This window comes from Hyphomicrobium sp. (assembly GCF_041674905.1).
In the GTDB taxonomy this organism is placed as follows: Bacteria; Pseudomonadota; Alphaproteobacteria; order Rhizobiales; family Hyphomicrobiaceae; genus Hyphomicrobium_B.
Window position 1 is genome coordinate 74963 of the sequence record NZ_JBAYUV010000011.1, and the last position, 22471, is coordinate 97433.

Consider the following 22471-nt stretch of genomic DNA (forward strand, 5'->3'; position numbering starts at 1 on the left):
CCTCCATCGCCAACAATCAAGGGAGTAAAAGCAATGAATATGCACAAACGGGTATTCATCGGCCTCTTTGCGGCGATGGCGGTCACTGCTTCGGTCGCGTCAGCACAATCGCCCGGCAACCAGGGTCAAGGCTCCGGCATGATGGGAAATGGCGGATGGGGCCAGGGTATGATGGGCAACGGCTACGGCATGATGGGCCAGGGCATGATGGGGAATGGCCGAATGGGTCCCGGCATGATGGGCTACGGAGGCATGGGCTCGGGGATGATGGGGCCCGGCATGATGATGGGCTCTGGGCCGATGTTGCAGGGTCAGCTTACCTATCTTAAAGCCGAGCTCGGAATCACCGACGCGCAGAAGGCCGTTTGGGACGGCTACGTTGACGCGCTCCAGCAGCGTTCTACGGCCATGCAGGGCATGCACGCAACGATGATGCAGACGTGGCAGTCCGGCAGCGCGATCGACCGCATGAATGCCCACCTTGAAGCCATGCAGGGCATGCTCGACAGCATGAAGTCGATCAAACCCGCCACCGAGGCATTGTACAAAGCCCTCAGTGACGACCAAAAGAAAAAGGCCGATTACCTGCTCGGCAATGGCTGCTGCATGATGTGAGGGGCCGTGAGCTACTACTTTAACAAAACGCTGCCACTCGCATTTGACGCTGCAGTGGCGAGGGTCATCGCCAAGCTCAAGGACGAGGGTTTCGGCATCATCACCGATGTCGACGTCACGACGACGCTAAAGGCGAAACTCGGCGTGGAATTCCGCCCTTACAGGATCCTGGGCGCTTGCAATCCTACACTCGCCCACCAGGCGCTTGAGCTTGAGGATAAGGTCGGAACCATGCTTCCCTGCAATGTTATCGTTCAGCAACTTTCTCCAGGGGTGGTGGAAGTTGCTGCAATCGATCCTGTGGCGTCGATGGCGAAGATCGACAATCCGCTGCTACTGGAGAAAGCAGGCATCGTTCGCGGCAAGTTGGAAAAGGTAATCGCATCGTTGTGAGTTTCGTCGGCCCGCAGATTTAACCAGGTCGCCGTAGGCAAGCCATTCCCACAGCTTTAGAATGAAATCAGGGTGGCCGCCGCGATCCCAGCTGAGTTGTGATTCAGCTGAAGCTGTGCCATTCTCCGTCCGTGAGAAACCGTTTGTTCCAGCGCTGGTTTGTGGTCCTCGGCATGGTCGCCATGTTCGGGGCGCTGCTGTCCATGCCTGTGACCGCGACCTACGCCTTCGCGATGGCGGGACAGGCCAGTGCGATGGCGACTGGCGATCACGCGATGGATACGGCCTCCATGCCGAAAGACATGGATTGCGCCAAAGCCGCCAAACACTGTCCGAATTGCCCGCAGAAGTTCTGTCCGGAAATGGGCAGCTGCCTGGTGAAATGTTTCCAACCCCTGTCGCCACCCGCCGCCGAGGCGCGCCTTCGAGGCGTTGTGCGCAGCGAACGGGTGATGCCGACGCCGTCGCGCGTCACCGTCAGTTCCCTCATCCCGCCGCTCCTCCGTCCTCCCAGCGTCTGAACCGCGCCCATCGGGCGTGACTGTGGCTACGGCTGATGCCGTGGCTTCGCGCAGCGTCGGCCATGGTGGCCCGCGCCGGTTCACGACAATAGGAGACTACCAACATGCAACCTTTCTCGTTGCGCGCGGCCGCCGTCGGCGTCGCGTTGCTCATGGGTTTGGCCGGCACGGCTCTGGCCGATGCCAAGGACTACCAATTCCAGCTTCTCGACAAGGAAGTAAAAGAGGGCGCGGCCGTCATTTCGGTCAAGCTGGTGCACAAGCCTTCGGGCCGTGGCATCGCCGACGCCGTGATCTTCGCCAAGCGCATCGACATGGGCCCGGACGGCATGGAGATGATGACCGCCCCGATCGAGCTGACCTCGTCCACCGAGCCCGGCGTCTACCGCTTCAAGACCGACCTCGGCATGGCCGGGGAATGGGCCTTGTCGCTCGGCGCCAAGGTGCAGGGTGAGACCGGGACGGTTGAGGACAAGCTCATCGTCAAGGCCACCGAATGAGCTCGCTCAAGGGATTGGCTTCCGTCGCAGCCATATTGGCTGCGGCGGCAGCCGGGCTGTGGGCCGGCCAGACCGGCATGCTCAAGCTGCCGATGACCACCCCAGCGGCCATGACCGAAGTGCATCCCGCCGCCAGCGGGCCGGTGATCTATTACCGCGATCCCAATGGCAAGGCGTTCTATTCGCTGACGCCGCGCAACACCGACAGTGGGCAGGCCTATGTGCCGGTCCTCGCCAGCGAGGACGTGTCCTTCGGTCCGAAAGCCAAGGCTGTGGCGCAGGTTGCCGACGCACCGGGTGGCGCGAAAAAGATCAAGTTTTACCGCAACCCGATGGGTCTGCCGGACACCTCGCCCACGCCCAAGAAAGACTCGATGGGGATGGACTACATTCCGGTGTTCGAGGGCGAGGAGAGCGATGATGGAGCGGTGAAGGTTTCTCCGGGCAAGATTCAGCGCACCGGCGTGGAAACCGTGGTGGTTGGCCGTCATCACATCACCCGCACCATTCAGGCGCCGGGTACGGTGGCAATCGACGAGCGCCGCGTCGCGGTGGTGGCGCCGAAGTTCGATGGCTACGTCGTCAAAGTCGGCGAGGCCACCACCGGCACGCACGTCAAGGAGGGCGATGTGCTGGCAACGGTGTTCGGCCAGGCAATCCTCGACCAGGCCGCGCGGCTGCTCATCGAGCAGAATTCCGGCTTCACGCGCGGCGACGACGCGTTCACGCCCCCCGGCCTCAAAGGTCCCGGCGGCGTGGTCGGCGCCAGCCGCCGCCTGCAGAATCTCGGCGTGACCCAGGACTTCATCGACCAGGTCAAGCATGGTCGCAGTGTGCCGGACACGTTCACTATTCGGGCACCAATCAGCGGAGACGTGCTGGAGCGTAACTGGAGCGACGGCCAGGGCTTCAAGGCCGGCGACGTCGGCTTTCGCATCGTTGATCACTCCATGGTGTGGATGATGGCTGATGTGGCCGAAGGCGACATCGCGCTGGTCAGGGCCGGACAACGCGTGAAGGTGATGACGCGCGCCTATCCCGGCCGAACGTTCCAGGGCCGGGTGACGGTGGTTTACCCGCATCTGATGAAGGAGACGCGTACCGCCCAGGTGCGGATTGAGCTGCCCAACCCCGATATGGCGTTGCTTCCCGACATGTACGGCAATGTCGAGATCGCGACCGGCGGCAGCGGCGATGCCCTTTCGGTACTGGCCAGCGCGGTGATCGACAGCGGCAACCGACAGGTGGTGCTGATGGACCTCGGCAACGGCCGCTATGAGCCGCGCGACATCAAACTCGGCAGGACGGGTGACGGATTTCGCGAGGTCGTGAGCGGGCTTTCGGAAGGTGACAAGGTCGTGGTCAACGGCAACTTCTTGATCGACGCGGAAAGTAACCTGCAATCGGCGCTGAAGGGCTTTGACGCGCCTTCGCCCACCATACCGTCGAGCACGGAGGCCACCCAATGATCGCCCGCCTCATCGCCTGGTCGGCGAAGAACCTGATGTTGGTGTTCATCGCCACCGTCTTCGTGGTGGTGGCGGGCGTTTGGGCGGTGAAGACTTTGCCGCTGGACGCCATCCCCGACCTCTCGGACACCCAGGTCATTGTGTACACCGAGTTCCCCGGCCAGTCGCCGCAGGTGGTCGAGGACCAGGTCACCTATCCGCTGACCACCGCGATGCTCACCGTGCCGCGCTCCAAAGTCGTGCGCGGGTTTTCCTTTTTCGGCGTCTCGTTCGTCTACATCATCTTCGAGGATGGCACGGACATCTACTGGGCGCGCTCGCGCGTGCTGGAATATCTGAGTGCTGCCGCCAAGCGCTTGCCCACCGGTGTGACGCCGACGCTGGGTCCCGATGCCACCGGCGTGGGCTGGGTTTACCAGTATGCCTTGCAGGCGCCGAACAAATCATTGGCCGACCTGCGCTCGATGCAGGATTGGGACGTGCGTTTCGGCCTGTCTAAGGCCGAGGGCGTGGCGGAAGTGGCCGGCGTCGGCGGCTTCGTCAAACAGTACAATGTAATCGTCGATCCCAGCCGGCTCCGCGCGCTCAACATTCCCTTATCCAAAATCCGCGACGTCATTCGCGGCAATAACATGGACGTCGGTGGCCGCACGCTTGAGCTCTCTGAGCATGAGTTCATGATTCGAGGACGCGGTTATCTGCGCGGCATCGATGACCTCAACAACATCATGGTCAAGTCCGACGGCGGCACGCCGGTGCTGCTCAAGGACGTGGCCCATGTCGAGCTCGCGGGCGACGAGCGTCGCGGCATTGCCGAACTCAACGGGGAAGGGGAGGTTGCAAGCGGCATCGCCCTGCAGCGCTCCGGCGCCAACGCGCTCACCGTCATTGATAACGTCAAGGCGCGCCTCAAGGAGATCATGCCGTCGCTTCCGGCCGGGACCGAGATCATCCCGGTCTACGACCGCTCGCAGCTCATCAACCGCGCCATCGAAACCCTCAAGCACACGCTGTTCGAGGAAAGCGTGGTGGTGGCGCTAGTATGCATCATCTTCCTGCTGCACGTTCGCAGCGCGCTGGTGGCCATCCTGATGCTGCCGGTCGGTATCCTCATGGCCTTCACCGCGATGAAGATGCTGGGCCTGGGCTCCAACATCATGAGCCTCGGCGGCATCGCCATCGCCATCGGCGCGATGATCGACGCGGCCATCGTGATGATCGAGAACGCCCACAAACACCTCGAGCGCGCGCCTCCCGGCAAACCGCGCCTGCAGATCCTCATCGACGCGGCAAGCGAGGTTGGTCCGGCGCTGTTCTTCTCGCTGCTGGTTATCACCGTGTCGTTCCTGCCGATATTCACGCTGGAATCGCAGGAGGGCCGCCTATTCGGTCCGCTGGCCTTCACCAAAACGTTCGCCATGGCTTCGGCGGCATTGCTGTCGGTGACGCTGGTGCCGGCGCTGATGGTGATTTTTGTACGCGGCCGCATCATCCCTGAGAAAAAAAACCCGATCAACCGGGCGCTCATCGCCATCTATCGCCCGGTCATCAAAAGGGTGCTGAAAGCCAAGACGCTGACCATCGGGCTCGCGGTGCTCATCCTCGCGGTCTCGGTGTGGCCTGTGACAAAAATCGGCAGCGAGTTCATGCCCAGCCTCAACGAGGGCACGCTGTTGTTCATGCCGACCACGTTGCCGGGAATTTCGGTGACGAAATCGGCGGAACTGCTGCAGACGCAGGACCGCATTATCAAGTCATTTCCGGAGGTCGCCTCGGTCTACGGCAAGGCGGGACGCGCGGAGACCGCCACCGACCCGGCGCCCACCGAGATGTACGAGACGGTGATCAACCTCAAGCCCAAGGAGGATTGGCGGCCGGGTATCACGACCGACGGCCTCGTGGCCGAGATGGACAAGGCGTTGCAGTTCCCCGGCGTCTCCAATGCCTGGACCATGCCCATCAAGGCCCGCATCGACATGCTATCGACCGGCATTCGCACGCCGGTCGGCATCAAGGTCATCGGTTCCGACCTCACCGCCATGGAGCAGGTCGCCCGCCAAGTCGAAACCGTCCTCAAATCCGTCCCAGGCACCTCCAGCGCTTATGCCGAGCGAGTAATGAGCGGCTATTACCTCGAAATCATCCCCAATCGGGAGCAACTCGCCCGCTACGGGCTGATGATCTCGAACGTGCAGGATGTGATCTCGATGGCGCTTGGCGCCGAGCCGCTCACCACCACGGTGGAAGGGCGCGAACGGTATACGGTCGCCTTGCGCTATCCGCGCGACCTGCGCTCGGACCCGCAAGCCATCGCCAAAGACGTCGTGGTGTCGTTGCCAGGCGGCGGCACGGTGCCATTGGGAGAGGTCGCCGATATCAAGCTCACGCAAGGCCCGACCACCATCCGCACCGAGAACGCCAAGCTCGCCACTTACGTCTACGTTGATATTCGCGACCGCGACCTCGGCGGATATATCGCTGATGCCAAGAAAGCGGTGGATGCGAAGGTAAAGCTGCCGCCGGGGACCTATCTCGTCTGGAGCGGGCAGTTCGAATTCATGGAACGCGCCGAGGCCCGCCTTGAAATGGTGGTGCCGGTGACGCTCATGATCATCTTCCTGCTGCTCTACCTCAACTTCCGGCGCCTTACCGAAACGCTCATCGTCATGCTGTCGCTGCCGTTCGCGCTGGTCGGGGGTTTCTGGCTGATGTGGTGGCTTGGCTTCAACCTCTCCGTGGCGGTGGCGGTGGGCTTTATCGCGCTCGCCGGCGTCGCGGCCGAGACCGGCGTGGTGATGTTGATCTACCTCGACCAAGCCGCGCGCGAGATCCATGCGGAGTGCCTGCTCGCCAAGCGCCCATTCACGCGCGAGGACCTCTATCACGCCATCATGGTCGGCGCGGTGGAGCGCGTCAGGCCGAAGATGATGACGGTGGTCGCCATCATGGCGGGGCTTCTGCCCATTCTCTGGAGTACCGGGACTGGCTCGGAGGTGATGCAGCGCATCGCGGTACCGATGATCGGCGGCATGGTGTCGTCCACGCTGCTGACGCTGATCGTCATCCCGGCGATCTATGGGTTGGTGAAGGGCTGGCGCTTGAGAGGCAGGGTAACCACTCACAGTCATAGAGCTTCACTGAGAGCGAGTGGAAAGCAAAACGATGGCGCTTCGGAAGAAAGCCTCAAGGGACTGGGTGAGTGAGATCAGGCCCGTGCTGACAAAACAACTGATCTCGTTTGGCGAGATGCTGCTTAGTAGTGCGTCACGCCTAGCCCCTTGATTCCGAGATACGCCGTATACAGTCCCACCAAAATGATCAGCACGCTGGAAAAGTAGGGCGCACGTCGTGCGAGGTCTCCAAATCCTGACCAGCGCTTGGAGGCGTGCTGGACGCTTAGCGCGGCTGCCGCCCCTACAGCCACCATTGTCGCCGCCAACCCGATGCTGAAGCATAGAACCAAGGCCACGCCCAGTGTGAATTTCTTCAATTGCAGGCATAGCAACAGCACCGTTATCGAGGCCGGGCAGGGGATGAGTCCACCGGTGAGACCGAACATGACGATCTGACCAGTCGTCACGTGCTGATCGGCGAAACGCCGGCGGATGTCCTCCGCATGCTCGCGTTCATGGGCATCGGCATACTCACCGTCGCTGACATCGAGGCCGGTGTTCTCCGCGTGATGATGATCATGCTCGTGGAACGCCACGGCATAGCTGTGCGCATGGTTTCCATGGCTCAGCGTGAGGCTGGCCTTGAATTCGTGGGGTTCGGGAATTTCTTCAAAGGACTCGAGGTAGTCCCCGCGCGATGCGAAAGTGAAGTCCTGCGTCGCCCCGTCAGGGCGGGTGGTCTTAACGGCGAGATCTGAGGCGATAAGCGCGGACCCGGAGAGAGAGCGAATCCGCCATCGCGGCGGCACACCGCCTTCGAATACTTCGAGGCTTAATACGCCGTGGCCGGTATCGATTTCTCGTACCTCATCGCTGTGATGATGGCTGTGAGCCTTCACCTCCTGCCGGGTACGCCACACCATCCAGAGTGCAACGCCAATGATCAGCACGGCGGAAACCAACTGCAGGTAGGGCTCTGTCGCTTCGGTGTTGAATTGCGAGCCGAAGTGAAGCCCCGCGAGCGCGATGGCCCAGACCACGGCGGTATGAGAAAGGGTTGCCGCCAGTCCGAGCAAAATCGCCTGACCGACGGTGCCGCGAACGGCAACGATGAAAGCGGCCATCATGGTCTTCGAGTGCCCGGGCTCAAGGCCGTGAAGGGCACCAAGAAGAATCGCGCTTGGGATGAATAGCCAGGCGTTGCCAGATTGAAGAAGAGAGAAAAAATCACTCATGGGTACGGACATTCTTATTCGAGGCGTTGAAACGCTCCCTACGCCACGTTGTGGCATGTTTTTCGTCGGCGCAGGCGCTGGGTACCAGGCTATTCTTCAAAGTAACTTCTTCATTTGAGGTATGAGCGCACGACATCGATGAGTTCGTCGGCACCTGCCGCGCGCTCATCATTGTTCTTCGCTGCGACGACATGATTCCGAATGTGGTCTTCGATCAGCTCGACGGTGAGCCCATTAAATGCGCCGCGAACGGACGCGACGAGCTGCAGAATGTCAGCGCATCCAACCTCGGCTTCCAGTCCACGTTCTATGGCATCGATTTGGCCCTTGAGCCGCCGCACCCTGGCAACGAGCCTCGATTTCTCTTTGATCGTGTGTGCCATGAGCGGGCCTCCCGGAGCGTTGATAATATAGTGGGGTACCCTATAATGGTCAAAGTAAAAATGATGACATCGATTTCGTGCTTCACACAACGACGCAGTGGAAACCGGATCATTCTTCGGAATTTGTGCGCTTGAACTCCAGCACGAATACAGGCTAGAGCGGCAGTTTAGCGGCGCGATTGACGTCTTCGGGGTGGTGAGACTCATGCTCGTCGATGAGGCGCCACTCTTCGGCGGTTCCTTCGCCCGCCAGGTGAAAATCGTTCTCAAATCGGGCCCAGGCACCTCCAGCGCCTATGCAGAGCATGTCATGGGTGGGTATTATCTCGAGATCCTCCCCGATCGCGCACAGCTCGCACGCTACGGCCTGACGATTTCGGGTCTGTAGGACGTGATCTCGATCGCGGGACGCATCCCCCGACAGGAGCGCAGGGTCAATCCGAGTCCCGCTCCAACTCTCTTGCCACCATACAGGCGCGTGGTTGATTTCCGTTACCGACGAACACCGGCGCGAATCCACCACCTGGTGTCCGGAAATTGGTGGTTTGTCCCTCGTAAATACGGGCGGCGATCAATTGAACTTCGCCACCGTAAGTATAATTTCGCAGGTCCGCCTTCATGCTCTGAATTTGGCCGTCTACCGAGATTGTCCGAGTGCTGGGAGGCACAATGGCCTGCGCCACGTAATCTTCCATTAAGATCTCGTTCCATACCTTGCGCGTAAGTTTCTCCCCACGATAGGCGCCTTTGCTGCCGAATCCTGAACTCGGCTTGAAGAACAGCTTGTTGCGTCGGCCCCACAATTCGTTGGGGTCGGCGAGCTTCACCAACTCAGTCCGAGGTATGCCGTTATTCAGCGTGGCGATCAGCTCCTCGGCCACACCCCAATGCCGAAGCAGGGTCTCGTCGGTGAGGACGGCTAGGTTGCTCTTGTTCGCAAACAGCGCATGTGCACGCGGATTTGGCGTTAGCACCACTTGACCTGCTCTATAGGCGTTTCGAAGGGCTTCGCTCTCCGGTTGGGACAAGTTGAAATCCGTAAGACGGTTATAGACGAGATCCACACGCTGCTCCCCATGCCACAAGGCGCCATCACGAAAGGACAACGCCTCCGGCGTCGAAATGAATGCGGCTATGCCGTAGGCTTCAAACATCTTTTGGAACAGGATGAATTCAGGATAGAGGTATTGCTCTTTCGGAGATTGATCCACGATCGCGATCGACTTCAGTTTGCTTGTTCGGCCTTGACGGGACCATTCACTTTCAAAGCTCGCCATGAACCGGCCTACAAGTGTTGGCAGATCGCAAGGCATATCAGCTGAGATTGCCGTCTCACTGCAACACGCGCGTTGAGCTTGCAACAGGTAGGCATTGATTAGAGCACCACCGGCATTGGTGTTGATCTCTATAAGTTTTGGCCCGTCCGCTCCTAAATGGAAATCATAGCCCATGAAGACCCCAACGGGCCCCGGCTGGAAGCGCGAGATCTCGGGGGCATGCTCCAAGACGGCGGATTGGTAGTATGGAAGACCGGCAATCCTCTCGATGCCGCGTATGATCGTCTGCATTTGCGCGGCGTGAGCTGCAGACAGGAACAACGGTTGCGCCGCGAGCAAATAGGGGTGCGTCTTCGCGAGCTCGCGGAAGAAGGCGGGATCGTTCACGACTTCTTCAGCCGCTTGCCGCAGAACCGCAATATCGAGCGTGACGCACGCACAGTCGGTATTGAGCCGTTCGATATCGTGCGCCGCTTCTGTGTTCATGCTCGTTCCTTCGGTGTAGTCGTTGCTCGTGGGGGCAGTCACTATTTAGCACGACCAGCCACATCACTTGGGAAGTTGCGCCGCAACAACAAGCATGCGACACCGGAACCGTGTCGCCTGTATGCGCTTGAGTTAGAATCGATTGGTGTCGAGAATAGCGCGGAGATCGAGGACCGAATCAGTTGCGAGGCTGGCTTACATTTTTTGCGCTGACCGTGTTCGTGCTGCTGGGGCTCCCAGCGGCCGCCAACGCGCACGGCGCATACGGCCATGAACATCCGCCAACCGCATCGGCCGACATGGGCAGCGGCGGCGCCGACCAAGCGTCCCATTCCAGCTATTTTGAAAATGGATCTTCGCTTCCGGGCGGGCACTGCAATGGGTCATGCTGCTGCGAGGGAATGTCTCACTGCGCGCCCTGCGGGCCTTCTGCCTCGGCAATCACGGATGGAACATGGGCGCTGCCCCAGCACGCCCGTAGCGAACGCGTCGGACCTCCGCATGACGAGCCCTCAACGCACTTAAGAGCACTCTTCGGTCTTGAAAGGCCGCCAAGAGTCTAATTGCGTCCAGCTAGACGTGGGCTAACGCGAACAGCCCCCTCGCGGTCAGGCGCATCGCCTCCGCGCAATTCACATTCATTCACCGGTCGATCGAGCCTCTGGCTCGGTACCGACGTCATACCTCACCTTACGAGGCTCCCATGCTGTATCGCTTGGCGATCGCAATGCTCATCCCGGCACTCGCGGGTTGGAGCGATGGACCACCGTGGCCTGTCAGCGGCCAGATGCCCGACCGCCCCGTCCGAACCGGCAGCGGCCAGTACGCACCCGTCAATGCCGGGGCCAAAAGCTTCCAGCCTGTGGATCCCGCACCGTGGGGCGACGTGAACCGGCGCGTCGCGCCCGCACCATCCAACGGAAAGGCCGTGCCGGAACATGACAAGCACTGACCAGCGCACACCTGAGGAGATGTGAAGTCGATGCAGGGGGGAGAGCAGGGGATGGGACGGCGCGGGGGCGCAGGGACCATCATCGCAATCGCGGCAGCCGGCTTATTGCTCGGCGGCTGCGCGACGTTTTCAAAGGACGGCGGAATGACACTCGTCGCAGACCAGACCGGCGCCATCGTCGGGACAGCCGCGCTCAAGATCAGGGACGAGGCCGATGCGGCCGCCGCGCACGCGCGCGTTGCCGCGCTGCTCGCGACGCCGCTCACCGCCAACAAAGCTGTCGAGATTGCTTTGCTCAACAACCGCGCACTTCAGGCGGCCTACAACGAGCTGGGCGTCTCCGAGACGGAGATGGTCGAAGCAAGCCTGCCTCCCGCGCCGTCATTCTCCCTGGTGCATCTGACGGGTGCCGAACTCGAGATCGAACGCCAGGTTACGCAGAACATCCTGGCGTTGCTGACGCTGCCGCGTCGGCGGGCCATCGCCGAAGACCGTTTCAAGGTGGCGCAAGCGCGGGCGTTGCAGGCCAGCCTATCTGCGGCATGGGAGGCGCGTCGCGCGTATTATCGCGCGGTGGCTACGGCACAATCGGTGACCTTCTTGGAACAGTCGCGCACCTCGGCCGAGGCGGTGTCGGAACTCGCGAAAAAGCTGGGCGAGACCGGCGCCATGCCCAAGCTCGAGCAAGCCCGGGAACACGCCTTCTATGCGGAGGTGGTGGGCGAACTCGCGACCGCGCGCCTCATGCAGCGCAGCGAGCGCGAGGCCCTCAACCGCGCGCTCGGACTTTGGGGCGGTGACCTGACCTACCGTTTGCCGAATAAGCTCCCGCCCCTCCCATCCTCGCCGATAAAGGTGGCTGACGTAGAGGCGCAAGCCGTGATGTCGCGGGTCGATATCCAAATCGCCCGCATGGACCTTGCCGCATTGGCCAAGGAGTATGGCCTTACCCACGCGACGCGCTTCATCAACAGGCTCGAGGCGAGCGGAGTCGACCGCAACGAGATTCGGCAGGGAGAACGCACACCGCGCAGCGGCTATCAACTCACCTTCGAAATCCCGATCTACGATTTCGGGGAAACGAAAACCCGCCGTGCCGAAGAAACCTATCTGCGCGCCGTCAACATGCTCATCGACAGGTCGGTCAACGCGCGCGCCGACGCCCGTCAGGCTTACCAGGCATACCGGGGCTCGTACGATATCGCCCGCTACTACGAAAAAACCGTCTTGCCGCTGCGAGAAACGATCTCCGAGCAAACTCTCCTCAACTACAACGGCATGCTCTCCGACCTTTTCGGGTTGCTGACCGATTCCCGCGACCGCATTGCGGCCAACCAGCGGGCGATCGATGCCAAGCGCGATTTCTGGATTGCCGAGGCCGACCTGCATGCCGCGACGGTCGGGGGAGGGGGGCTGTCCGGAGCTTCATCAGGGCCGACGCAAGCCAGCTCACAAAGCAATTAGGAAGGATACCAGCGCATGAGTCTCTCGCGCCGCAGTTTCATCGCAAGTTCAGGCATCGCGCTTGCCGGCGTGAGCCAAGTCACCGGACGTGTTGCATTCGCGGGCGTGCCAGAAGCGCCGACCCAACCGTCTCCGCTCATGCAGCCGCCGCTATATCCCTCGAGTGGCCCTGATTACCAGCCGGTCGTCACGCTCAATGGCTGGTCACTTCCGTGGCGCCGCAATGGCGACTGGAAAGAGTTTCACCTGGTCGCGGAACCGGTGGTGCGCGAGATCTCACCGGGAATGAAGGCGCACCTGTGGGGATATAACGGCCAGTCACCCGGTCCGACCATCGAAGGCGTCGAGGGCGACAAGGTCCGGATCTTCGTCACCAACAAGCTGCCGGAACACACCACAATCCATTGGCACGGAATGCCGGTGCCGAACGGAATGGATGGCGTTGGTGGACTCACCCAGCCGCAGATCAAGCCTGGTCAGACCTTCGCATACGAGTTCGAGCTCAGGCGGTCGGGCACCTTCATGTACCATCCGCACGCCGACGAAATGCTGCAGATGGCCATGGGAATGATGGGCTTCTTCGTCGTGCATCCCAAGGATCCCACCGTCCATCGCGTTGACCGCGACTTCGTGTTCCTGCTCAACGCCTATGACATCGAGCCGGGCTCTTACGTGCCCAAGGTCAACACCATGCTCGATTTCAATCTCTGGACCTTCAATAGCCGCGCGTTCCCCGGCATCGACCACATGGTGGTCCGTAAGGATGATCGGGTGCGCATCCGGTTCGGCAACCTCACCATGACGAACCATCCGATCCACCTTCATGGCCACGAGTTCGAAGTGACCTGCACCGACGGCGGCTGGACGCGGCCGGAAGCGCGCTGGCCTGAAGTCACCGTCGACTGCGCGGTCGGCCAGATGCGCGCAGTGGAGTTTGTCGCGAGCAACCCAGGCGATTGGGCGTTCCACTGTCACAAGTCGCACCACACCATGAATGCGATGGGACATGACGTGAAAACGTATGTCGGTGTCGATCTCAAAAGTATGCAGAAGAAGATCGCGAAGGTCATCCCCGACGGCTACATGCCCATGGGCCAGGCTGGCGGCGCCGACATGGCCGAGATGGAGATGCCGCTGCCCGATAATACATTGCCGATGATGACGGGCTTTGGGCAATACGGCCCAATCGAAATGGGCGGCATGTTCACGGTGCTGAAGGTCCGGGAAGGTCTCGACCGCAACGACTACAAGGATCCTGGTTGGTTCAAGCATCCCGAAGGTTCGGTCGCACGGGAATGGACCGGTGATCTCGCGAAAGCGGATGAGGCGCAGCAGCCTCCCACAACGCCCGGCGACGTCGAACTGCATGTCGTGAAACCCACCGGTCCCATGAATCACTGATCAGCAATAGGGAGTAGTTGATGAATCGTACCATGAAGGCTTTCGCCGTCGCATTTGTGCTCGGCACCGCGATCCATACCATGCCGTCGGCGCTGATGCAGGCCAGCGCGCATGAGGACGATGATGATTATGCCGCCGGCGAGCCCGGCGATCCTACGAAGCAGTTCCGAACCATTCAGATCACAATGTCCGAGCGGGACGGCGCGATGATGTACGCGCCAGCGAGCATTGAGGTCGCGCGTGGAGAACAGATCGAATTTGTCATCAACAATGCCGGCGCATTGAAACACGAGTTTCACCTCGCGTCGGTCGCGCAAAACGCAAGCCACCTGATCGAAATGCAGAAGAACCCCGAAATGGTTCACGATGAACCCAACGTCCAAACGGTGGAGCCCGGCAAGACGGCTGAGCTTCTCTGGCGGTTCACAAAGCCCGGCGTGTTCGAGTTCGCGTGCCTTATCCCTGGTCACTACGAAGCCGGGATGCACGGGAAGGTCGTGGTCAAATGACACGACTGCATCAGCGGAGCATTCCGCATCCATCCAACAGCACTAGGAGTATCCCTATGAGACGGTCCCCCCAGGCATTGATACTTGCTCTCGCAGCCTTGGCGATCACCGGAATGGCGCACGCCGCCGACCTCCCGATGATCAACGGCGAGGTCAAAAAGGTCGATGAATCCGCGAGCAAGATGACCATCAAACACGAGGCCATCACCAATCTCGACATGGGCGCCATGACCATGGTCTTCAAAGCGAACGACCCAGCCCTGCTCAAGCAGGTGAAGCCGGGCGATAAAGTCAAGTTCAGTGCCGACAAGGTAAATGGCCAGATAACGGTCATGAGCATCGAAAAAAGCCAATGAGCTTCTGCCGTGAGCCGAAAGGCTCACGGCAATTCGTACAAAATCAAACAAAAGGTTCCGGGAGCTAAGATGCAGCTGGCCAGCATAATCGTCGCTCTCGCATTGTCAGGCGCAGGAGCTCCGCCGCAGACAGAGTTCACCCTCGTCGATACGCGCAAAGACCGTCATTGCCATAACGATCGCGGTCGCTTTGCCGTCTGCTTCAAGAAAGATCCACGGGAGCCGCTGACGCCAAATACCGCAAGGTTCTCAGGCAGTGGCGAACATCGCAGGGCGCACCCGCATTCCCGTCAGCATCCGCATCATGACAAATGATCCATATGGAATTCTGACGAGAACGTCGCGTTTTCCCAATGGCGCGAAACCACCAGCAGACGAAGCTGTTGTGCAGGTGGTGACATCAACAAGTAAGGAGTTCAATGAATGAACCAGATCTCTTGCATCGTTCTATCCCTGGTGATGATGGCGGGCCCGGTGCTTGCCGAGTCCTCATGGGTACATGACGGCGATGCAGCGGATATAAGTCCATGATGGAAGCCAACTCGCCCGACCCGGACGTGGCATTCGCGGCCAAGATGATTCCCCACCACCAGGGCGCCGTCGACATGGCCAAGATTCAACTGAAATACGGGAAGAGCGAGAAGGCGCGGGAAGAAGCGCAGAACATCATTTCTGAAAAGGAAAAGAGCATCCGCAGGCTCCAGACCATTATTCACGAACACGGCAAATGATACGCGAACGAATGGGTAACCCATAAACCCGTAGGAGCAAACCAAGCAGGAGACCGTAAAGTGGTCCCACAGTGGCTTCATATCCTGTCAGTGGCTACCCTCCTGCTGGGTGCAGGCTGCGCACTTGTCATCGTCGTCGATGAAGTGATTCACCCACAGCACATGTGGATCATGAACGTCGTTTGGCCGATCACTGCGCTATTCGGAACTGTATTTTGGCTTTGGGCCTATTTCAAATACGGACGGCTTGCCACCAAGGAGCAGGTGATGCGAGCGAAGGAACAGAAGCACCCACCTCCGAACCAAGGCAAGCCTTTCCCAGTCATGGTTGGAGAAGCAGCCTCTCATTGCGGAAGCGGCTGCACGCTTGGTGACATCATCGCGGAATGGCTGGCCTTTAGCTTCCCAGCCATAGCGGTCTGGCTTGGATGGCATACGGTATTTTCAGAGAAAATATTTGCGGTTTGGATCCTTGATTATATATTTGCCTATCTCTTCGGCATTTTCTTTCAATATTACACGATTGCACCCATGCGGAATCTTGGGTTTGCAGAAGGTATTTGGGCGGCGATAAAAGCAGATACGCTGTCTCTGACGGCTTGGCAGATCGGAATGTATGGCTTTATGGCGGTGGCATTCTTTTGGATTTTCCGAGATATTCTAGGGACTGAACTCAAAGTCAATACGCCCGAATTCTGGTTCATGATGCAAATCGCGATGATTTGTGGGTTCATCACGAGCTATCCGGTGAACTGGTGGCTTCTGCGGACAGGGCTTAAGGAAAAAATGTAAGAAAGCGCGCGGCCATTTAACATAAGATACATTATGCGTGTCTAATTATTTGAATTATATGGCTTTGCGCATTTTTCAAATTATAGCAGTGTCAGCTTATTCAAAAATACTTTTGTCGTGTTGTGCAATAAGTAATAAGATACGCACAATAAAAGCACACGCATATGGCAAATACCGAACGATTCAGCATCAGCGTTGATAAAGACCGCGCAGCTCTTATTCGCGAACTCGTCGAAAAAGGTGCCTACCCCAGCGTAAGCTCTGCCTTTGATGCCGCTGCCGACGCGCTGATTGCGCGTGAGGCTGAAAAAGCCGCGTGGTGGGAAGAAACCCTCCGGCGTGCAGCTTGCTCGCGACCTCGATGTGCAGCACAAAGCGGCTTGGGTGATGTTCCACAAGATCCGCGAAGCGATGGCGTCAGAGAACGTGAGGCAGACCGCGTTGATCGTCGCTGCGGAAATCACCCAACAGCCTTTCCGGATACGCTCGCGCCATCACTGGGCGGCGGCCGTCGTGGAAAACGTGTTGTACATCGGGAGACTCCTGGTCTCGATTCCGTACTTCAGGCGGAGCCAGCTCGCGAACATCAAGCCTTCTGAGATGTCCGGCCAAAGGCGTTCCGGCAGCGTGTAGCCAATCACCTCCATTGGGGCGATGAGAGCAAGCGTGATTTCGGTGAGAACCGAAAAGTGTCCGGTCGGAACGTTGTTGTAGTTCGCCATGTAGCGGCGCAAATGGAAGGGTACCTCGGCCTTTTTTGTCCCCTGCTCGGGTCATCCAGTCGTAGATCCATTTCGAAACTTGCACTGCGAAACGCGGTGGCAACCAGACAGCCAAGTTAATGGCAACCTGCGGGCGCGCCCACGTACCCTGCAATTCCGGAAAGCCGCCCCTAACCATCTGAATTTGTTCCCATATGGGAGTTCCCATATCGGCTTCCAGTGCGACGACGATTTTTTTGGATGACTTCAGACGGAGATAGTCCGCCCAAAGTCTCTTGGCGGCTTTGCACATCGCCGTCGCATTGATGTAGCCATCTCTTACGCGCTGTCCGACGACCTCGCCTTCAATGTTATGCGGAACAAGATTGTTCACAAGCACCCCCGTGATGATAGCGGTGTTGCGCGGTGGCGCTTAACCAATAGGGGGCGAATACGCGAGACAAGATTCGCTTGGTATGGCGCCATGCGCCACCAAGGTTTCAAGGGTTCATCTGCGCTATTCCCGTCCAAAGGATTGCAGGTGGACCCTTTCTGCTTATTTGTCTCGGCAGTTGCGCGTCAAGCCAAGCGCCGCTTGTTTCGCGTTTGTGCAACTCTGCGCGCGCAAGATGACGCCGCGTTGTTGCCGAAATCCATCTCGATCAGTCGAAAAGTGATACACGCGGGCAACGGAAGCCGTGGATCAGTCAAGATCGCCTCATCTCGATAGGCACCACAAGACTGACATTTCCGGTTCCGGTTCGGATCTGGCCACATCGCGATCCCGTAAGCCTCTGAGCGCCCCGCCAACGCGTTTCGTCATCAGCCGATGCAGCATGGCGTCTGTCTGATCCAACGCCCGCTCCGCGATCAATCCAACAGCGATATCGGAGCTGGTCATCGGTTCCGTTGATTGCCGCAGTATCCCGGAATGATCCGAGACATCTCTCCCCGCTTTGACCGGTCTTCCGCTTTGGGTTTGATGCACTCGATTTTGTAGTCAGGATGGAACATCAAAAGCGTCTTGTCCAAGGACTCTAGGTCCAAGATCATCTGCCGGAGTTTGGCTTGGGTGGCTTCGATGTCGCCGGAGAGTTCGGCACGTTTCTTAACAAGTGCGGTGGCAACATGAGGGTCGGCCATGCTCATTGGCCCAGGAAATATCATGCGCGCTCCAAAGCCGACGAAGCTGCCGAAACCGCCCAAGCCCATCTTCAGACCGATCTTCCAACCTGGGCGATCATCAGGACACCCCAAGTTCCGGCATTAATGTTCGCTTATAGAATCTAGCGGCACGGTGTCCGCTGGTGTCGCGTTTTGAGGAGCGGTCGGAAGTGATCAGTCCGCGCAAAAGACGGTGCTCTGACCGTTCCTTCGCGACACCAAATTAGGAGAATCTGGCATTCATCGCCTTCCTGCATTTGCTAAGCAAGGTCGCAAATCACCAAACATGACTGCGTCGAGGGATGGCCGGCGGCGTTCATCTCGGGCTCCTGCTCAACGCCGCAGGAGTGAGTCCGCAGGCGCGGTACGTGGTGTTCCACTGCGCCGACAATCTTTCGGGCAAGCCCACGAAAGGTGGTGAGCAAAGTCCTGGGCAATATTACGAGAGCATCGGTCTAAAGGATGCCTTTCACCCGCAAACGCTGATTGCTTATGCGCTCAACGGAAGTGCGCTTGACGTGCCGCTACGGCTACGGTTGGCGACAAGCAAGCTAAGTACATCCAGAGCATTCAGATCACAGACAGCTTCGCAAATATCGCAGGTGGTAATGGGGGCTACTGGGAGGACCGTGGCTACGAATGGTACGCGGGGATCTAGGGCAAGCTGCATCTCATCAGGTGCCTCGCAATTTCACTTCTCTCCGTTAAGCCACAATCTGTTAATCAGCATGGACCAGGCCCATCAATCGAATTCGTAACCAGCCGTCAATCGCACGATCGCGTCTTCACTTTGATCCGTGAGCCCGAACGCGCCTCCAATGCCGGCGTGGAAGTCGTTTTTGAAGTCGGCCCGAAGATTGAGGCCGACATATTGCTCGGTCTTGCTGCCGCTAAATGTGAAGCCCTTTTCAGAGTCGCCGAGACCGCCGTAGAGTTCAAGCCCAACTGTCATCTTCTCCAACCCAGATTCTCCGGCGTCAATCAGGTTCGACGCCTCGGCTGCACGGAAGAACGCATAGTTCAGGCCGGCTGCGTATCCGAAGGACCAGAGCCCATTGTTGAAATTGATTTCCTGGATAGTGTTGAATGCGACATTCAAATTGCTCGTCAAGTCGCGTCCGATAATCAGCTTGGTTTCGAGTTCGTGCTCGCTCTCTTGCGTGCCTCCCTCTTCCCCTTCTTTCTCCCCGTCAGTGCGACCGACAACCGCGCGGACAAAGCGGCTCAACGGCTTTTTGTATTCGTACTCAGCGTAGAGGACCGGGTTGAGGAGGGTCTCCTCTTCGAACAGGCGTAAGCGGTTTTCGAACCGAAAACTGCCAAAGTCATAGTTCTGATTGCCTTCGAACGTCTTCACCCCTTCGAGATAGACGGCAGTCGTGAGGAGTTCGGTAACGCCGTACTCGAATTCAAAAAGCTGAGCGGTATAATTGGGATCGCCTTTGCCGACGTGGGAGTAGTCGGAGAAGACCTCGAATTCGGTAGAGCCTTTTTCCTCCATATGCTGATTGTACAAAATGAAGTTGGCGTCTTGTCCGGCGCGCGTCCCCGATGCGAACAGCAGCGAGACGCATAGAGTGAAGCCCCCAACGGATAGCCCAAGATGCTCCATGTTTCCCCCGACCGCGCGAGGCGCCTCTTGCCATCGCTCGTTCAGCTAGGCGAATATTACTAAAAAAGTCAACTATGCAGTCTTGCAAAAAATTTGGCGCGAGTGACCCGGAGGAGCTCAATTACCGGCCGTTCCGCTGCACCAAGACCGCAACGACCGAAGGATCCTCGATCCTGCTGGAGCAGATCGCAATCTTCATGGAGTAATTCGCTTACGCTCTCGGTCGGCGGGGACTGGGACGAACTATGGATAGGCCCGCGGCTCCCCGGCCCGTTGGAACGTGATGCCGCGCAGGTGGTTGGACCCAACCCACGCTGCCCGCTAATCGTCATGCATTCGGCTGTAGTGTTGAGACGTTCACGCGGAAACTGCTGCCATCCGGAGAGATAGCGATCCGAATTGCCAATCTCGTCGCGGTGATGAGCGTGAAAGTTGGCGGCCTGCATCCGCAAGTTCAGCCAAAGACGTCCTGAAGCTCGAACCCCCACACCGGATCTTTGCTAGCGCCCTGCTAAAGCAGAACCGACAGAAGCTTTGCGAGTTGCAAATCAAGATGGTTGCACGCCCCCGCAATCAATTGTCGACAGGGTGATTAGCAGGGTGGCTAGTGCAAAACACGTCAATTATCTCAGATATTTCAGTCGTCAGTTCGCTGCGAGGCGGACACTCTCTCCGCCATTTTGCATTTCCCGCCCTGAACCGCCTCTAAAGCCTTGAACGGTAAGGTGGTTTGCGGGGTTCTAAACCCTCCATTCCGGCAGTAGGCCAAGCGGTCTGCGAAGGTCAATTTCAGCACCAGCCGCTTGTCGTCCAGTCGCTCAGAAACCCAAAGTTCATGCGGGTTTTCGAGGAAGCGGAAGGCGAGTTCAAACTGAGCGGCAGAGCCACGCTTGGGGAAGGCGTTGGATTGCAGCTTTTCGATGATGATGAGCTTCTCTCTTTCGAGATTGGCGATGCGGCGCTCATAGGCCGCGATGACGGTGGCTGTCGATGTCCCCACGATGCGGTCAAGCATCTGTTCGATCTGCTGCTCGGTCTTGCGGAGGTCATCGCGCAGGGCCTTGGCGATTTCTTCGGTACGGCTGCCGCGCTCATCCCACGCTTTGAAGAACAGGTCTTTGAACAAGCCAGCGGTTTGCGCTGACGGGCGCAGGCCCTCCAGCAACGCGCCGAACTGCTCCTCGAGCATATCGCGCTTGATAGACTTGCCACGGCACGCGCAGCCTTTGGTGAAGCAGAGATAGTAAGGGTGCTTCTTCCCGGTCTTGCTCTTTGACCAGCCTGCGGTGAGCGGCCCGCCGCAATCGGCGCAAGCGGCATAGCCTCGCAGCGGGAAGTCTTCGCCGATATCGTTGGCAGAGAACAGGCGTAGCCCGCCCTTGATGCGGCGCTGGATGGCCTCATAGGTCTGAAGATCGATCAGGCCCTCGTGATGGCCCTTGCGAAGGGATACTCCCCACTCTGGTGCTTCGATATATCCGGCATAGTGCGGACGGGTGAGAAGGCGCAGCACTTCCTCAAAACGAACAGCTCCTGCTTCGGTCTTGCAGGGATATTCAGGCTGGCTTTCAAGGAAGCGCTTAACGTCTGCTTGCGTCTGGAAGCGCCCTGACGCAAAGCCCTCAAGTGCTTCCTGCACGATGGAAGCCAGCGGTTCATCGCGCACCAGCAGTTTCCCGTGCCCGGCAACCTTCCCGTATGTGTAGCCCGTTGGCGCACGAAACACCCAATAGCCGTTCATAGCGCGGGCGCGCATCCGGTTCTTGGTCTGCTCGCCGTTCTTCTGGCGCTGATGCTGGCTAGCACTAGCAAGCACGTTCTCAACAAAGATGGAGTCGGAATCATCCCCAAAGGTAATCGAGGGGCTTTCCAGCTTGCCGCCAGCCAGGCTGATCGCAAGGCGCAGATCGGTATGAACGCGGGTGTCACGCGCAAGACGGCTGATATCGTCGATGATGACAGCGATTTCGCCCGTGCGGCTGTGGTGCTTGAGATAGGAAAGCATGGCCATCACGCCGGGCCGTTCGGACAGAGAGCCGGAGATAGCCTTATCGAAAAAGGTCTCTACGACCGCATAGCCCTTCCGCTCGGCATATTCCCGGCAACGCATGGCTTGGGATTCAAGGCCGTGGCCCTCCTCCACCTGCTTGACGCTGGAAACGCGGGCATAGATGACGGCGCGGGTGGTCTGCGTTGATGTGTTGTCGTTGGCGCTCATGCTTTTTTCCTTCGGGCGCTAGGCTCCTTCTTTGCGCGCGATGCGGCGTTGTCGTTCGCTGCTGTGGCGCGGGTTTGTCTGAATGCAGACAAGTTTACAACATTGGCAGCGTCAAAGCCCGATTTTAGTTGAGAAACATCGGGTGCCGCGCTCCCGCTGTACGCATCATCGACGAAGCACTGCGCAATCAGCCAAAGCGTGCGGATGAACTCGGCTTTCTCAGCCTCGTTGAGATCCATGCCTTCGAGGTGATGGAGGTAATTTTGCGGATCGAATGACGTATGAGGCATGGCGCACTCCCTTCTGCGCCAATCTATCAACGCTAGCGGTTCTGCTTGGGTGGAAGCGCTCAAGATGGCGCTAGCACTAGCATCACTTGAAATAAGAAAGGGGGTGCGCATGCACCCCTGCCGCTCGGCGAGAGCGGGGGTCGAAAGCGCAAGGAGGCTCCGAACGAGGGGTGTAAAAGCCGGAGCAATAATCCCTCACAGAAGCGGCTGATTTGTTCGGCCGCGCCGGACTAAAAGTGCGGCAGATTGGAGCCCTGTGCCTGCGTCGGCGCGAGGGCGGGGATGAAGC

Annotated in this window: 22 protein-coding genes and 3 pseudogenes; 16 read left to right on the top strand and 9 right to left on the bottom strand. The window is 58.9% G+C overall.

The features are described 5' to 3' along the window. The first annotated feature begins 33 nt into the window (after nucleotides 1-33). From WC026_RS06880 to WC026_RS06905, 6 genes are all read left to right on the top strand, one after another. A complete protein-coding gene (locus WC026_RS06880; RefSeq protein WP_372710089.1) occupies nucleotides 34-615 on the top strand; it encodes a Spy/CpxP family protein refolding chaperone in 582 nt (193 codons plus the stop codon). A gap of 6 nt (nucleotides 616-621) precedes the next feature. Next, complete coding sequence (locus WC026_RS06885) at nucleotides 622-1008, top strand: DUF302 domain-containing protein (protein ID WP_372710090.1); 387 nt, start codon at nucleotides 622-624, stop codon at nucleotides 1006-1008. A 143-nt stretch (nucleotides 1009-1151) separates the two neighbouring features. Next, a complete protein-coding gene (locus WC026_RS06890) occupies nucleotides 1152-1529 on the top strand; it encodes a hypothetical protein (protein WP_372710091.1) in 378 nt (125 codons plus the stop codon). A 104-nt stretch (nucleotides 1530-1633) separates the two neighbouring features. Further along, nucleotides 1634-2029: a FixH family protein gene (locus tag WC026_RS06895; protein WP_372710092.1), complete on the top strand. Its 396-nt coding sequence runs from the start codon at nucleotides 1634-1636 to the stop codon at nucleotides 2027-2029. After that, nucleotides 2026-3498, top strand: coding sequence for an efflux RND transporter periplasmic adaptor subunit (locus WC026_RS06900; RefSeq protein ID WP_372710093.1), 1473 nt, complete (start codon nucleotides 2026-2028; stop codon nucleotides 3496-3498). Before WC026_RS06895 ends, WC026_RS06900 begins: the two co-directional genes overlap by 4 nt. Continuing rightward, nucleotides 3495-6701, top strand: a complete 3207-nt coding sequence (locus WC026_RS06905; RefSeq protein ID WP_372710094.1) for an efflux RND transporter permease subunit — start codon at nucleotides 3495-3497, stop codon at nucleotides 6699-6701. The genes WC026_RS06900 and WC026_RS06905 overlap by 4 nt, the downstream gene beginning before the upstream one ends. 50 nt (nucleotides 6702-6751) lie before the next feature. Here the strand turns inward: WC026_RS06905 and WC026_RS06910 are convergent, their stop codons facing one another. Beyond that, nucleotides 6752-7846: a nickel/cobalt efflux transporter gene (locus WC026_RS06910; protein WP_372710095.1), complete on the bottom strand. Its 1095-nt coding sequence runs from the start codon at nucleotides 7844-7846 to the stop codon at nucleotides 6752-6754. A gap of 110 nt (nucleotides 7847-7956) precedes the next feature. Then, the gene (locus tag WC026_RS06915) at nucleotides 7957-8229 is read right to left on the bottom strand and encodes a metal/formaldehyde-sensitive transcriptional repressor (RefSeq protein WP_372710096.1); all 273 of its coding nucleotides are present in this window, start codon (nucleotides 8227-8229) and stop codon (nucleotides 7957-7959) included. 193 nt (nucleotides 8230-8422) lie between these two features. On the opposite strand from WC026_RS06915, the gene WC026_RS06920 reads away from it, so the two are divergent. Next, entirely contained in the window at nucleotides 8423-8617 is a 195-nt protein-coding gene (locus WC026_RS06920) for a hypothetical protein (protein ID WP_372710115.1), read from the top strand. Nucleotides 8618-8663: 46 nt separating this feature from the next. On the opposite strand, the gene WC026_RS06925 is transcribed toward WC026_RS06920, so the two are convergent. Beyond that, a complete protein-coding gene (locus tag WC026_RS06925) occupies nucleotides 8664-9992 on the bottom strand; it encodes a hypothetical protein (protein WP_372710097.1) in 1329 nt (442 codons plus the stop codon). Nucleotides 9993-10695: 703 nt separating this feature from the next. Here WC026_RS06925 and WC026_RS06930 point away from each other — a divergent pair. The 8 genes and pseudogenes from WC026_RS06930 to WC026_RS06965 form a co-directional block, all read left to right on the top strand. Further along, a complete protein-coding gene (locus WC026_RS06930; RefSeq protein ID WP_372710098.1) occupies nucleotides 10696-10944 on the top strand; it encodes a hypothetical protein in 249 nt (82 codons plus the stop codon). Between the two features lie 144 nt (nucleotides 10945-11088). Further along, nucleotides 11089-12408: a TolC family protein gene (locus WC026_RS06935; RefSeq protein ID WP_372710099.1), complete on the top strand. Its 1320-nt coding sequence runs from the start codon at nucleotides 11089-11091 to the stop codon at nucleotides 12406-12408. A gap of 15 nt (nucleotides 12409-12423) precedes the next feature. Beyond that, entirely contained in the window at nucleotides 12424-13809 is a 1386-nt protein-coding gene (locus WC026_RS06940; protein ID WP_372710100.1) for a multicopper oxidase family protein, read from the top strand. 20 nt (nucleotides 13810-13829) lie between these two features. Further along, nucleotides 13830-14318 carry a plastocyanin/azurin family copper-binding protein gene (locus WC026_RS06945; RefSeq protein ID WP_372710101.1) on the top strand — a complete coding sequence of 163 codons (489 nt, stop codon included), beginning with the start codon at nucleotides 13830-13832 and terminating at the stop codon, nucleotides 14316-14318. 56 nt (nucleotides 14319-14374) lie between these two features. Then, a complete protein-coding gene (locus tag WC026_RS06950; RefSeq protein ID WP_372710102.1) occupies nucleotides 14375-14674 on the top strand; it encodes a copper-binding protein in 300 nt (99 codons plus the stop codon). A gap of 527 nt (nucleotides 14675-15201) precedes the next feature. Further along, nucleotides 15202-15405, top strand: coding sequence for a DUF305 domain-containing protein (locus tag WC026_RS06955; RefSeq protein ID WP_372710103.1), 204 nt, complete (start codon nucleotides 15202-15204; stop codon nucleotides 15403-15405). Nucleotides 15406-15465: 60 nt separating this feature from the next. Continuing rightward, nucleotides 15466-16197, top strand: coding sequence for a DUF4396 domain-containing protein (locus WC026_RS06960; protein WP_372710104.1), 732 nt, complete (start codon nucleotides 15466-15468; stop codon nucleotides 16195-16197). Nucleotides 16198-16515: 318 nt separating this feature from the next. Then, nucleotides 16516-16620: pseudogene (locus WC026_RS06965) on the top strand (IS1595 family transposase); the annotation flags it as partial. Nucleotides 16621-16691: 71 nt separating this feature from the next. Here the strand turns inward: WC026_RS06965 and WC026_RS06970 are convergent. From WC026_RS06970 to WC026_RS06980, 3 genes and pseudogenes are all read right to left on the bottom strand, one after another. Next, on the bottom strand, nucleotides 16692-16919 hold the full coding sequence (locus tag WC026_RS06970; protein ID WP_372710116.1) for a hypothetical protein: 228 nt from the start codon (nucleotides 16917-16919) through the stop codon (nucleotides 16692-16694). Between the two features lie 61 nt (nucleotides 16920-16980). Continuing rightward, nucleotides 16981-17298 (bottom strand): annotated as a pseudogene (locus WC026_RS06975) (KilA-N domain-containing protein); the annotation flags it as partial. A 497-nt stretch (nucleotides 17299-17795) separates the two neighbouring features. Then, nucleotides 17796-18104, bottom strand: a complete 309-nt coding sequence (locus tag WC026_RS06980) for a hypothetical protein (protein ID WP_372710105.1) — start codon at nucleotides 18102-18104, stop codon at nucleotides 17796-17798. 222 nt (nucleotides 18105-18326) lie between these two features. On the opposite strand from WC026_RS06980, the pseudogene WC026_RS06985 reads away from it, so the two are divergent. Then, nucleotides 18327-18720 (top strand): annotated as a pseudogene (locus tag WC026_RS06985) (molybdopterin-dependent oxidoreductase); the annotation flags it as partial. Nucleotides 18721-18804: 84 nt separating this feature from the next. On the opposite strand, the gene WC026_RS06990 reads toward WC026_RS06985, so the two are convergent. The 3 genes from WC026_RS06990 to WC026_RS07000 all read right to left on the bottom strand — a co-directional run bounded on the left by WC026_RS06990 (nucleotide 18805) and on the right by WC026_RS07000 (nucleotide 22182). Continuing rightward, a complete protein-coding gene (locus WC026_RS06990; RefSeq protein ID WP_372710106.1) occupies nucleotides 18805-19674 on the bottom strand; it encodes a hypothetical protein in 870 nt (289 codons plus the stop codon). Between the two features lie 637 nt (nucleotides 19675-20311). Next, the gene (locus WC026_RS06995; protein WP_372710107.1) at nucleotides 20312-21892 is read right to left on the bottom strand and encodes a recombinase family protein; all 1581 of its coding nucleotides are present in this window, start codon (nucleotides 21890-21892) and stop codon (nucleotides 20312-20314) included. Further along, nucleotides 21889-22182: a hypothetical protein gene (locus WC026_RS07000; protein ID WP_372710108.1), complete on the bottom strand. Its 294-nt coding sequence runs from the start codon at nucleotides 22180-22182 to the stop codon at nucleotides 21889-21891. The genes WC026_RS06995 and WC026_RS07000 overlap by 4 nt, the downstream gene beginning before the upstream one ends. Between the last annotated feature and the right edge of the window lie 289 nt (nucleotides 22183-22471).